Genomic DNA, 12,717 nt, shown 5'->3' with positions numbered 1-12,717 from the left:
CCGCCACCCTGAAAGGACATCATGCGCGCCCAGTTCGTCCTGTCGGAGATCAGCGTCGGTCTCCGTCGCAATCTCACGATGACCTTCGCGGTCATCGTCTCCGTCGCCCTGTCGTTGGCCCTGTTCGGGGGTTCCCTGCTGATGCGGGAACAGGTCAACACGATGAAGGGCTACTGGTACGACAAGGTCAACGTCTCCGTCTTCCTCTGCAACAAGAACGACGCGGAGAGCGACCCCAGCAACTGTGCCAAGGGCGCCGTGACGACGGACCAGAAGGACGAGATCAAGGCGGATCTCGACAAGATGCCGATCGTCGACAAGGTGCAGTTCGAGACGGCCGACGAGGCGTACACGCACTACAAGGAGCAGTTCGGCGACTCGCCGCTCGCCGACTCCCTCACGCCGGACCAGATGCAGGAGTCCTTCCGGATCAAGCTCAAGGACCCGGAGAAGTTCGAGGTCATCACGAGCGCCTTCGACAGCCGCCCGGGTGTGCAGGAAGTGCAGGACCAGAAGGGCCTGCTGGAGAATCTGTTCAACCTGCTCAACGGCATGAACTACGCGGCGCTGGGCGTGATGGCGCTGATGCTGGTGGTCGCGCTGATGCTGATCGTCAACACGGTCCGCGTCTCGGCGTTCAGCCGCCGCCGTGAGACCGGGATCATGCGGCTGGTCGGCGCGTCCAGCTTCTACATCCAGATGCCGTTCATCATGGAGGCGGCGTTCGCCGGTCTGCTGGGCGCGTTCGGCGCCTGTCTGATGTTGCTCGTCGGGCGCTATTTCCTGATCGACCACGGACTGGCGCTGTCCGAGAAGATGCAGTTGATCAACTTCATCGGCTGGGACGCGGTGCTCTCCGTCCTGCCGCTGGTGCTCGCCATCGGCCTGCTCATGCCCGCGCTTGCCGCCTTCTTCGCGCTCCGCAAGTACCTCAAGGTGTGACGTATACCCCGTGCGCCGTACGGTCAACCTGCCGTACGGCGCCGTGGCGTTGTCCTAGACTCACCGGCATGTCGGGACCGTCGATGTTCGTCCGCCCCCGCAGCATTCGCCGAGGGGCGGCCCTGACATTCGTCTGCGCGACCGTGCTGGCGGGGGGTGCCGCGGCGGCCGGTTCCTTCGGCGCAGGCACCGCCAACTCCGCCGGAGCGGACGCCCGTTCGGCCGCCGCCGCCGACAGACGCAGCGAGGTCGCCGAGGCCGCCGCGGCCGCCATGGCCGAGGGCAAGTCCGGCTCGGAGGCCGCCGAAGAGGTGGTCAGCCGCAGCGGCGACCGCTGGAGCGCCGTCTACAGCGCGGGCGAGTACGAGGGCGTCCAGCTCGCTCTGGACGGCGAGTACGTCGGCGTCGGCCTGTGGGTGCGATGCCGCCAGGGCGGGAGGATCGAGGTCGTCCGCGTCCAGCCCGGGAGCCCCGCCGACCGGGCCGGCATCACGCCGGGCGACCGGCTGCGGACCATCGACGGCGAGGGCATCACGGGCGAGCCCGTCACCGATGTGGTCTCCCGGCTGCGCGGCGCCGGGCCTCCGCAGGCCCCCGAGGGCCGCCCGGCGCGCGCCGGCACCCCGGTCCGGCTCGGTCTGGAGAGGGGCAGCAGGACCTGGGACAAGAGGCTGCGCCGGGCCAAGCTGGTCGCGGAGACCGTCACCGCGGAGCGGACCGCCGCCGACCGCACCACGCACATCAAGGTCGAGTCCTTCGCCAAGGGCACCGGCGAGGCGGTACGGCGCGCGGTACGGAAGGTCCCCGAGGGCGACGGCATCCTGCTCGATCTGCGCGGCAACTCCGGCGGCCTGGTCTCCGAAGCAGTCAGGGCCGCGTCCGCCTTCCTCGACGGCGGCCTGGTCGCCACGTACGACGTTCGCGGCGAGCAGCGCGCCCTCTACGCGAAGGAGGGCGGGGACGACCGCAGCCCTCTTGTCGTCCTCGTCGACGGAGGCACCATGAGCGCGGCCGAGCTGCTGACCGGCGCCCTCCAGGACCGCGGCCGGGCCGTGGTGGTCGGCTCCCGGACCTTCGGCAAGGGCTCGGTCCAGATGCCCAGCGAGCTGCCCGACGGCTCGGTCGCCGAACTGACCGTGGGCCACTACAGAACACCCGCCGGTCGCGGTGTGGACGGCGACGGCATCGCACCCGACCTGGCCGTGCAGCGCGGTGCCGAGGAGCGGGCGCGCACAGTATTGAGTGGCCTCGGTGGCGGTGCCTAGTGCGAGAATGACCTCGCTATGGCAAAAGAGACGGGTCGCAAGCTGATCGCGCAGAACAAGAAGGCGCGCCACGATTACCTCATCCTCGACACCTACGAGTGCGGTCTGGTGCTGACCGGCACCGAGGTGAAGTCGCTGCGCCAGGGCCGCGCGTCGCTGGCGGACGGCTTCGCCCAGCTCGACGGCGGCGAGGCGTGGCTGCACAACGTGCACATCCCCGAGTACAGCCAGGGGACGTGGACCAACCACTCGGCCCGGCGCAAGCGGAAGCTGCTGCTGCACCGTGCCGAGATCGACAAGTTGATCGTGAAGACGCAGGAGAGCGGGAACACTCTCGTTCCGCTGGCCCTGTACTTCAAGGATGGGCGGGCCAAGGTCGAGATCGCCCTGGCCAAGGGAAAGCGGGAGTTCGACAAGCGGCAGACGCTGCGGGAGAAGCAGGACCGCCGCGAGGCCGACCGTGCGATCTCGGCGGTCCGCCGCAAGCAGCGGGCCTGACGGACGCCGTACGGGCCCGGACGCCGTAGGGGCCGGACGCCGTAGCGTCCAGAGGGCCGGGGCCCTGGGTATCTCGGCCCTGGGTCCGGGATGCCGGGAATGAGCTGGCAGGGGTCCGGGTTGATCGCGTACGATGGCACGTGCACCTCAAGGGGTGTGCACCTTGAAAACACCACATGGGGATGATCGGTTTCGACAGCGGATGTCGAGGCAGGGGAAGCGAGCCGAGGAAGCGGCAATGATCTCGTTAACCATATGTCGCAAAAAATAATCGCCAACACCAAGCGCGATTCCTCCGCCTTCGCCCTTGCTGCCTAATTAGCAGCTAGCGAAGACTCTGCGGAGTGTCAGCCCGGGGCTGTTCCCGACCCGGATCCTGGCATCAGCTAGGGAACTCAACCACTGACCCCGGCCACGGGGGTCAGTGGAACACCGAACAGTGGCTGAGCCCGTCGGCAGCTTGTCTGCGTGACTGCCGGGGCTGAGAAAAGCACAGCAGACTGCGCTCGGAGAAGCCCTGGTTCCGCACCGTTGGACGCGGGTTCGATTCCCGCCATCTCCACTCATCCCATGTATGAGGACGGCCCCGCCTGCAGGCGGGGCCGTCCTTGTTTTGTGCGTGCCCTGACGGCCCCGCACCCCGACTCCGCTGCGCGGAGCCGAAGGAGGCGAGCCCGCCGCTCGGATCGGCCGGGACGTGCGCGACCGGGGTGTCGTCGACATGCTCGCCGTCCGTGTGCACCGGCTCCTGGGCGTGGGCGCCGACCTCGTCGGTGACGGGCTTGCCGGGCGGCGGCAGGCCCCCTCCGGCAACTGGTGTGGTGTCCCGACGGCCGCCGGGGACCCCCTGTGGGCGGGTTCGCGCCGACCGGCGGTGAACGGGGTCGCGGGCGGGAGTGGTGTGTCCGCGCAGGCCCCGGCTCATCGGCACGGGCCCTCACAGACGTCCACGGCGAAGACCGGCAGACCCCGCGCAGCGGCTGCCGGGCCGGTGCCAGGCCGGTGCGGGGCGCAGACGCGGTGAGCCCGCGAGCGCCATGAGGAAGGCCAGGGCGCCCGCGGCGACCGGGGGCCAGTACGCCGCGTCCACACCTGCGTGTTCCACGGTGCGGCCGGCCGCCGCCGCGCCCGCCGAGATACCGATGAGCAGGCCCGTAAAGACCGTCGTCATGCCCTCGTTGAGCCTGCCCGCCGGGACCAGCGCCTGGACGAGGGTCATGCCGGTCACCATCGTCGGGGCCGTGGCCATGCCCGCCAGGAAGAGAAGCACCGACAGGGCGGGCAGGCTGTCGGCCGCCGTCAGCGGAAGGACGGCCAGGGCCATGGCCGCCACGCCCAGGGTGAAGCGGCCCGCCGGTGCTCCCTTGAGCGGCAGGGCTCCGAAGACGAGACCGGCCACGCACGAGCCCGCGGCCTGGAGCGCCAGGACGGCGCTGCTCGCCGGACCGCCGCCCAGAGCGTCCACGGTGGCGACCGTGGCCACTTCCATCGAGCCGAACAGGGCGCCCGTCGCCAGGAAGGTGGTCAGGACGACCGCGAGCCCGGGGATGCGCAGGGCCGCCGTGGTGCGTCCCGCCGGCCGGGGCCGTACCGCGGGCTCGGTGGTGCGCTGGGCGGCGAAGAGCAGCGTGCCGGTCGTGAGCAGCACGGCCGCGGTGAACAGACCGGCCTCCGGGGCCACGAGCGTGCACAGAAGCAGGGCGAGCACCGGCCCGAGCATGAAGCAGATCTCGTCGAGGACCTGCTCCAGTGAGTTGGCGGAGTGTTGCAACTCGGCGCTGTCCCGGTGGAGTTCGGCCCAGCGGGCACGGGTCATCGCACCTACGCTCGGCACTCCCGAGGAGCCCGCACACGCCAGGAACAGCGCCCAGTCCGGGGCACCGAGGCGTAGGCACAGCAGCATCGCCGCCGCGCCCGCCGCGAACACCACGACCGCGGGGACGGCCACCCGCGCCTGACCGTGCCGGTCCACGAGCCTGCCCAGCAGCGGCGCGGTGAGGGCCGTGACCGCGATCCCGGTGGCCGAGACCGCACCGGCCAGCGCGTACGAGTCCCGCACTCCGGCGATCATCACCACGTTGCTCACGCCGAGCATCGAGACCGGCAGGCGCGCGAGGAAACCGGCAACGGTGAAGGAGAGGGCGCCCCGCGGGGCGATGACATGGCCGTACGGGGCCAGGAAGCGGATCACGTGATCACCCTGGCCGTCCGGTACGGCCGCGGGCCAGCGGTTTTCCCGGGGCGGCCCGGCGGCCGCCCCCTCTCACACCCCGCCCCGCCCCCGTGAGTGCACGGTTTCGTCCGCGTCACCTGGCGCCACGGAACCGAAACCCGGTGTCTCTAGCGTCGGCCGTACGACGCACTTCCGACCTCGGCCCGACACCTCTGGAGGCGTGATGACTGCCCCGACGACCGCAGCCCGCAAGGGAGGCCGCTGGATCGAGCGGTGGGATCCGGAGGACGAGACGTTCTGGCGCGAGAGCGGGGAGAAGGTCGCACGCCGCAATCTGCTGTTCTCGGTCCTCTCCGAGCACATCGGCTTCTCGGTCTGGACGCTGTGGTCGGTGATGGTGCTCTTCATGGGCCCCGAGTACGGCATCGACCCGGCCGGGAAGTTCTCCCTGATCGCCGTGGCCACCCTGGTCGGCGGCATCGTCCGGGTCCCGTACACCTTCGCCGTCGCGCGCTTCGGCGGCCGGAACTGGACGGTCCTCAGCGCGTCGATGCTGCTCCTGCCCACGATCGCCGCGGCGTTCGTGATGGAGCCGGGCACCTCGTACACCACTTTCGTGCTGGTCGCGGTCGCCACCGGGGTCGGCGGTGGCAACTTCGCCTCCTCCATGACGAACATCAACGCCTTCTTCCCGCTGCGGAAGAAGGGGTGGGCGCTGGGGCTGAACGCGGGTGGCGGCAACGTCGGCGTCCCCGTGGTGCAGCTCGTCGGGCTGCTCGTCATCGGTACGGCGGGTGCCGCCCATCCGCGGATCGTGCTCGGCGTCTACATCCCGCTGATCGTGGTCTCGGCGGTGTGCGCCGCGCTGTTCATGGACAACCTCGCACCCGTGCGGAACGACACCGGCGCCGCCCGGGAGGCCGTGAAGGACCCGCACACCTGGATCATGTCCTTCCTCTACATCGGCACCTTCGGGTCCTTCATCGGCTACAGCTTCGCCTTCGGCCTGGTGCTGCAGACCCAGTTCGGCCGTACGCCCCTCCAGGCCGCGTCTCTCACCTTCATCGGCCCGCTGCTCGGGTCGCTGATCCGGCCGGTCGGCGGCTCGCTCGCGGACCGGTTCGGCGGTGCCCGCATCACGCTGTGGAACTTCGCGGCCATGGCAGCGGCCTCCGGCGTGGTGCTCTACGCGTCCGTGCAGAAGTCGCTGCCGGTCTTCCTGGCCGGGTTCATCGCCCTCTTCGTCCTGTCCGGGCTCGGCAACGGCTCCACGTACAAGATGATCCCCGGGATCTTCCAGGCGAAGGCGGTCGCCCGTGGGCTGGGCGGCGAGGAGGCGGCCGCGTACGGACGGCGGCTGTCCGGCGCCTCGATGGGGCTGATCGGTGCGGTCGGGGCGATCGGCGGGCTGGGCATCAACCTCGCCTTCCGCCAGTCCTTCCTGACCGCCGGCACCGGCACCGCGGCCTTCGTCGCCTTCCTGGCCTTCTACGCCGCCTGTTTCGCGGTCACCTGGGCCGTATACCTGCGGTCCGCCCCGCGCGCCCGGCCCACCGGTCGCCAGATGGCGGCCGAGCGGCCCGCGCCCGTCTACGCGGAGGTCTGAGCGCGGCCGGTGCACTGCGGTCCGGGGGCTGCGGTCCGCCGGCTGCGGTCCGCGGGCTGGGGGCGTGGGCAGCCGCCCGGGGACAGCGTCCGTGGTCGGGGACACGTGCGGTCCGGGGCGGCCCCGGCCCCACGTGCCGTAACACTGGGGTAATGCGGGCGAACCGTGTACGTCACCGGGTGTTGCCAGCATCGGTCACCATCCAGGTCCAGGACGCCCGGGCGCATGCGCACCACCTACGCGAAGCGGGACGAGAGCCATGTACGGAGAGCAGAAGACAGCCCGGGCCGCGACCCCGGCGGCCGCCCCCGACGGGCGCGCCGCCCCGCAGCCACTGGCCGGGTTCACCGTGGGCGTCACCGCCGCGCGGCGCGCCGAGGAGCTCGGGGCGCTGCTACGGCGCCGCGGCGCCGTCGTGCAGCACGCGCCGGCGCTCCGTATCGTGCCGCTCCCCGATGACACCGAACTCTTCGCCGTCACCCGGGATTTGATCGAGCACGCGCCGGACGTCGTCGTCGCCACCACCGCGATCGGCTTCCGCGGCTGGGTCGAGGCGGCCGACGGCTGGGGGCTGGGCGAGGCGCTGCTGGAGCGGCTGCGCGGGGTGGAGCTGCTGGCCCGCGGTCCCAAGGTGCGCGGCGCCATCCGGGCCGCGGGCCTGACCGAGGAGTGGTCGCCCGCCTCCGAGTCGATGGCCGAGGTGCTCGACCGGCTGCTGGAAGAGGGCGTCGACGGCCGGAGGATCGCGGTCCAGCTCCACGGCGAACCGCTGCCCGGTTTCGTGGAGGCGCTGCGTGAGGGAGGGGGCGAGGTCATCGGCGTGCCGGTGTACCGCTGGATGCCCCCGGAGGACATCGGGCCGGTCGACCGGCTGCTGGACGCCACGGTCACGCGCTCGCTCGACGCCGTCACCTTCACCAGCGCCCCGGCCGCGGCCTCGCTGCTGGAGCGGGCCAAGGAGCGCGGCATGCTGGACGAGGTGCTGGACGCCCTGCGGCACGACGTGCTGCCCGCCTGCGTCGGCCCGGTGACCGCCATGCCCCTGGAGGCGTACGACATCGCCACCGCCCAGCCCGAACGGTTCCGGCTCGGGCCGCTCGTGCAGATCCTGTGCGTCGAGCTCCCCGGGAGGGTGCGGCCGCTGCCTGTCGCGGGACGGAGGCTGGAGATCCGCGGGCACGCGGCTCTCGTGGACGGGGAGCTGCGGACCGTGCCGCCCGCGGGCATGGCCCTCCTGCGGTCCCTGGCCCGGCGGCCCGGCTGGGTGGTGTCGCGCGCCGAACTGCTGCGGGCACTGCCGGGTGCGGGCAGTGACGAGCACGCGGTGGAGACGGCGATGGCCCGTCTCCGTACGGCTCTGGGTGCACCGAAGCTGATCCAGACGGTGGTCAAGCGGGGCTACCGGCTGGCGCTGGACCAGGCCGCGGAGACCAAGTACGGGAGTGACTAGCCCCACGTCCCCGCGCCTTCAGGGGTGTGTGCGGTGAATTGCCCCTGTTTATCAACTCTGTTGTCCAAGGCGCCGGTACATCCTGATCTGTAGGGGTACGGCCGTGGCTTCGGCCTGCCCGGACCGTCTGCCGCACGGCGCCGCACGGCGCCGCACGGCGCCGCACGGAGCCGGTGACAGGCCGCGTCCATGCGAAATAGATCACACCAAGTCCTGTGAACGGCAGGCGACTTCATCCCGTTCCCGCCGCAGCTCACCGGGGATTTCAGAACTTTTTCGCGAGCTGTTGAGCAACTCCGCGCCCAAGCCCGTACTCAGGGGGGACGCGGCTCCTCGGGCCGCTGACTGTCCCCCACGCCAGTGGGTCCGAGGGACGGGCGGGAGTCCGCAGCAGACGAGGGCTGCGGACTTCCGCCCCACTCCTGCCATTTCGTCCCAAGACCGTCCCCGGCCTTCGTTCAAGCGGGGACTCGACCAGGAGGTTCGGGTGCGCAAGGATGCGGCCGTGGTCGAACACCGTCCTTCCAGAACGCGGCACAGGGCCGAAAAGCCCCGGGCCGGCGGCGACGTGCCGGACGAGGAACTCATGCGAGTCCTCTACCGAGAGCACGCGGGTCCCTTGCTGGCCTACGTCCTCCGCTTGGTGGCCGGAGACCGCCACCGCGCCGAGGATGTCGTGCAGGAGACCCTGGTCCGGGCCTGGCGCAACGCCGACCAACTGAACCGGGCCACCGGTTCCGTTCGTCCCTGGCTCGTGACCGTCGCGCGTCGCATCGTGATCGACGGCCACCGCAGCAGGCAGGCGCGTCCGCAGGAGGTCGACCCTTCGCCTCTGGAACTGATGCCCGCGGAGGACGAGATCGACAAGGCGCTGTCGCTCATGACGCTCTCCGATGCCCTGAGCGACCTCAGCGAGGCGCACAGGGAGGCGCTCGTCGAGACGTATTTCAAGGGGCGTACCGTCAATGAAGCGGCCGAAAAACTGGGTATACCCAGTGGAACCGTACGATCCCGTGTGTTCTACGCGCTGCGCTCCATGAAGCTCGCGCTCGAGGAACGAGGAGTCACGGCATGACAGCGCATGAGCGCTCTACGGAGCACGAGGCCGTCGGGGCCTACGCGCTCGGTGTGCTCGACCCCGCGGACGCGGCGCGCTTCGAAGACCACCTGGCGTACTGCGACATGTGTGCGCAGCAACTCGAGGAGTTCATGGGCCTCGAGCCGCTGCTGGCCACGCTCGCCGAGACCCCCGCGGCCGTCCCGGACCCGGCCGCGCTCCACGCCCAGCCCAGCCCGCAGATGCTGGACCGGCTCGTGGACGAGGTCGCGGTGAAGCGGCGGCAGAAGCACCGGCGCGGTCTCTATCTGGTCGCGGCCGCCGCTGCGTTGATCATTGGCGGACCGGTGGTCACCGGTGTCGTGACGGCCGACGAGGGGCGCACGGACACCGCGCAGCCGCACGCGCACTCCACCAGCCCCGCCGAGGATTCCTTCTTCAACCACATGACCAGCAAGGTCAACGCCACCGACTCGGCCAGCAAGGCCACGGCCACCGTGGGCACCGAGGAGAAGATGTGGGGCACGCACGCCGTGCTGGAGCTGAAGAACGTCAAGGGCCCGCTCAAGTGCAGCCTGATCGCCGTCTCCAAGAGCGGTGACGAGGAGGTCATCACCTCCTGGTCGGTCCCCAAGTGGGGCTACGGCATCCCGGGCACCACCAACGAGAAGGCCAAGCACCCGCTGTACGTACACGGCGGCGCGGCGATGGCCCGCGGCGACATCGACCACTTCGAGGTTCGCACCTTCGAGGGCAAGCGTCTGGTCTCCGTCGACGCCTGAGCCGGGCTCCCGGCACGGGCGGCCCGCCGTGGCCATGGGTGATCCGGTCCCTGCGACCGGGTCACCCGGACGGGTTCCGGGCACGACGGAACCCCTGAAGTTCCCTGATCACAGATGCGCGGTAGGCCCCATTCGCGTACGGTTAACGGCTGCCCAGCACGTCAGAAGGGGGCCGCGGGTGGCCGCGCAGGAAGCCGCTGTCGACTCGGTACGCGACCGGGAGATCGGCACCGAACAGGATCACCTGGACCGGGTGTACCGGCGCCTCGAGGAGAAGATCCACGAGGCGGAGTTCCTGATGAACGACGCCGCCCGGCGCGGCCAGGTCGGCACACCGGGGGCACTCGCCGAGCGCGACGTCCACGTCTTCCGCGCCGGGGTCCACCTCAACCGGCTGAACAGTGAGTTCGAGGACTTCCTGTTCGGCAGGATCGATCTGCTGAACGGCAAGGACGGCGCGCGCGGCCCGGACGGGGCGTACACCTCCATCGAGCCCTCCGACGACGCCGTACGGGACGGCCGGGCCGATATCGCCGAGACCTTGCACATCGGGCGGCTCGGCGTCCTCGACGCCGACTACTCCCCGCTGGTCATCGACTGGCGCGCCCCCGCCGCCGCCCCCTTCTACCGCTCCACCCCCAAGGACCCGGGCCGGGTGGTCCGGCGCCGCGTCATCCGCAGCAAGGGCCGCCGCGTCCTCGGGGTCGAGGACGACCTGCTGCGTCCCGAACTGACCGCGTCGCTGGACGGCACCGAACTGCCCGTGGTCGGCGACGGAGCCCTGATGGCCGCGCTCGGCCGGGCCCGCAGCCACGCCATGCGCGACATCGTCTCCTCCATCCAGGCCGAGCAGGACCTGGTCATCCGCGCGCCCGCGGCCTCGGTCGCCGAGGTGGGCGGCGGCCCGGGGACCGGCAAGACCGCGGTCGCCCTGCACCGCGCCGCCTACCTCCTCTACCAGGACCGGCGCCGCTACGCGGGCGGCATCCTCGTGGTCAGCCCCACCCCGCTGCTCGTCGCGTACACCGAAGGCGTGCTGCCCTCGCTCGGCGAGGAGGGGCAGGTCGCGATCCGCGCCGTCGGCTCGCTCGTGGACGGAGCCGAGGCCGGCACCTACGACGAGCCGCACGTCGCCCGCGTCAAGGGCTCCTCCCGCATGGTGAAGGTGCTGCGCAGGGCGGCCCGCGGGACCCTCGAATCGGCCCAGCCCGGCGGCGCCCGCCTCCGCGCCGTCGCCTTCGGCGAGCGCGTCGAGCTGGGCCCCGAGGAACTGCGGGGCATCCGGCAGGCCGCGCTGGGCGGGACGGCACCGGTGAACCTGCTGCGCCCGCGCGCCCGCCGGCTGATCCTGGACGCGCTGTGGAACTCCTCCGGATCCCGCAGGCGCTACTCCGACCCCGAGCTGGCCGCCGAGGCCCGGGCGGCTTTCGACGAGGACATCTCCACCGAGACGTACTTCACCGACTTCCTCGACGCCTGGTGGCCGGAGCTCACGCCTCGCCGCGTACTCGCCGCCATGGCAGACGAGCGGCGGCTGTCCCGGTGGTCGCGGCGGGTGCTGACCCCGCGCGAGGTGCGGCTGCTCGCGCGGTCCCTGCGGCGGGTGGGCGCCGAGGGCCGCGGGCCGCTGTCGGTCCACGACGTCGCGCTGCTGGACGAGTTGCAGCTTCTGCTCGGTACGCCAGCCCGGCCCCGTAGGCGCGAGGCCGACCCGCTCGACCAGCTCACCGGCCTGGAGGAGATCACCACCTTCGCCGACCGCGCGGGCGGCGGCAGGCGCAGCCGCGAGGAGCGGCTGGAGGAGGAGCGCCTCGACTACGCCCACGTCATCGTCGACGAGGCGCAGGACCTCACGCCCATGCAGTGGCGCATGGTCGGCCGTCGCGGTCGGCAGGCCACCTGGACCGTCGTCGGCGACCCGGCCCAGAGCTCCTGGCCGGAGCCGGAGGAGGCGGCCGCGGCGCGGGACGAGGCCCTGGGCCGACGCCCCCGCCGCCGGTTCACGCTCACCGTGAACTACCGCAACCCCGCGGAGATCGCCCGCGTCGCCTCCCGCGTCCTCGCTCTGGCCATGCCGGGCATGGAACCCCCGGAGGCGGTCCGCTCCACCGGGGCCGAGCCGCGGTTCGCGGTGGCCCGGGACGGACTGGGGGAGGCCGTACGGGAGGAGGCGCGGCGCTTGCTGGCGGAGGTGGACGGCACGGTCGGCGTGGTCGTGTCCATGGACCGCCGCGAGGAGGCGCGTAGGTGGGTGGAGGGCCTGGGCGACCGGGTGGTGCCGCTGGGCAGCCTGGAGGCCAAGGGGCTGGAGTACGACGCGACCGTCGTGGTCTCACCCGCCGAGATCGCGGGCGGCACCACCCCGGCGGAGGTGGCCGCGGGCGAGTTCCCGGCGGGGTTGCGGGTGCTGTACGTGGCGCTGACCCGGGCCACGCAGCGGCTCACGGTCCTCTCGGGGGAGCGGGATGCCCCGGACGGGGACGGAATCCCGAGCCTGCTCAGAAACTGACCCGTTCGGGGCCTGAACTGTTCGGACCTGATCTGTTCGTGGCTCGATTCGATCAGGAACCGACGTGCTCAGGAACTGGGCTGCTCAGGAAGGGGCGGCGGACGCCGGGGGCCGGTCGCGGAGGTCCCCCGGGTGGCGCTCCCGAGAGGGCCGGTCGGGGACGGTTTTGCGTCAACTGCCCGTCCAGGAATGACTTCTCGGACCCGTTTGTTAGCCTGAGTGTGGCACCGGCCCGATCCAAGCCCCCGGGCCCAACCTTCGTCGCTACGAGCGACCACTTGCCGCGAGGCGAGCATGGCGGGTCGGTGCCACCTTGAACGTGCGAGACGGGCGCCCCTCCGGCGGAGGGGCGCCCGTCTCGTTGTGCGGGACCGAGGCGGCGGAACAATATTTCCGAAACCCGGACGCGACTAACGCGTACTGGCAGGTAGGTGC

9 protein-coding genes and 1 other RNA gene are annotated in these 12,717 nt (G+C 71.4%); 9 read left to right on the top strand and 1 reads right to left on the bottom strand.

The window, feature by feature from the left end:
- The first annotated feature begins 21 nt into the window (after positions 1–21).
- The 4 genes from ftsX (at position 22) to ssrA (ending at position 3,270) form a co-directional block, all read left to right on the top strand.
- Positions 22–942 (top strand): permease-like cell division protein FtsX, encoded by a 921-nt coding sequence (gene ftsX, locus ACGFNH_RS28115; RefSeq protein ID WP_393658365.1) that lies wholly within the window; start codon positions 22–24, stop codon positions 940–942.
- Positions 943–1,010: 68 nt separating this feature from the next.
- The gene (locus ACGFNH_RS28110; RefSeq protein WP_393658363.1) at positions 1,011–2,207 is read left to right on the top strand and encodes a S41 family peptidase; all 1,197 of its coding nucleotides are present in this window, start codon (positions 1,011–1,013) and stop codon (positions 2,205–2,207) included.
- An 18-nt stretch (positions 2,208–2,225) separates the two neighbouring features.
- Positions 2,226–2,705 (top strand): SsrA-binding protein SmpB, encoded by a 480-nt coding sequence (gene smpB / locus ACGFNH_RS28105; RefSeq protein WP_393658361.1) that lies wholly within the window; start codon positions 2,226–2,228, stop codon positions 2,703–2,705.
- Between the two features lie 178 nt (positions 2,706–2,883).
- Positions 2,884–3,270, top strand: a transfer-messenger RNA (tmRNA) gene (gene ssrA, locus ACGFNH_RS28100).
- A gap of 372 nt (positions 3,271–3,642) precedes the next feature.
- Here ssrA and ACGFNH_RS28095 read toward each other — a convergent pair.
- A complete protein-coding gene (locus ACGFNH_RS28095) occupies positions 3,643–4,896 on the bottom strand; it encodes an MFS transporter (RefSeq protein ID WP_393658359.1) in 1,254 nt (417 codons plus the stop codon).
- Positions 4,897–5,101: 205 nt separating this feature from the next.
- Here ACGFNH_RS28095 and ACGFNH_RS28090 point away from each other — a divergent pair, with 205 nt between their 5' ends.
- The 5 genes from ACGFNH_RS28090 (at position 5,102) to ACGFNH_RS28070 (ending at position 12,282) form a co-directional block, all read left to right on the top strand.
- Positions 5,102–6,484 (top strand): nitrate/nitrite transporter, encoded by a 1,383-nt coding sequence (locus ACGFNH_RS28090; protein ID WP_393658357.1) that lies wholly within the window; start codon positions 5,102–5,104, stop codon positions 6,482–6,484.
- 259 nt (positions 6,485–6,743) lie between these two features.
- Positions 6,744–7,934, top strand: a complete 1,191-nt coding sequence (locus tag ACGFNH_RS28085) for a uroporphyrinogen-III synthase (protein ID WP_393658355.1) — start codon at positions 6,744–6,746, stop codon at positions 7,932–7,934.
- A gap of 487 nt (positions 7,935–8,421) precedes the next feature.
- Positions 8,422–9,009 carry a sigma-70 family RNA polymerase sigma factor gene (locus ACGFNH_RS28080; protein ID WP_393658353.1) on the top strand — a complete coding sequence of 196 codons (588 nt, stop codon included), beginning with the start codon at positions 8,422–8,424 and terminating at the stop codon, positions 9,007–9,009.
- On the top strand, positions 9,006–9,773 hold the full coding sequence (locus ACGFNH_RS28075) for an anti-sigma factor family protein (protein ID WP_393658351.1): 768 nt from the start codon (positions 9,006–9,008) through the stop codon (positions 9,771–9,773). Before ACGFNH_RS28080 ends, ACGFNH_RS28075 begins: the two co-directional genes overlap by 4 nt.
- A 178-nt stretch (positions 9,774–9,951) precedes the next feature.
- Positions 9,952–12,282, top strand: coding sequence for a HelD family protein (locus ACGFNH_RS28070; protein ID WP_393658349.1), 2,331 nt, complete (start codon positions 9,952–9,954; stop codon positions 12,280–12,282).
- Positions 12,283–12,717 lie beyond the last annotated feature (435 nt).

It is taken from the genome of Streptomyces sp. NPDC048639 (assembly GCF_043199075.1).
Lineage (GTDB): Bacteria > Actinomycetota > Actinomycetes > Streptomycetales > Streptomycetaceae > Streptomyces.
Note: the sequence above shows the minus strand (reverse complement) of the source record. Positions and strands in the feature narration are given on the sequence as shown.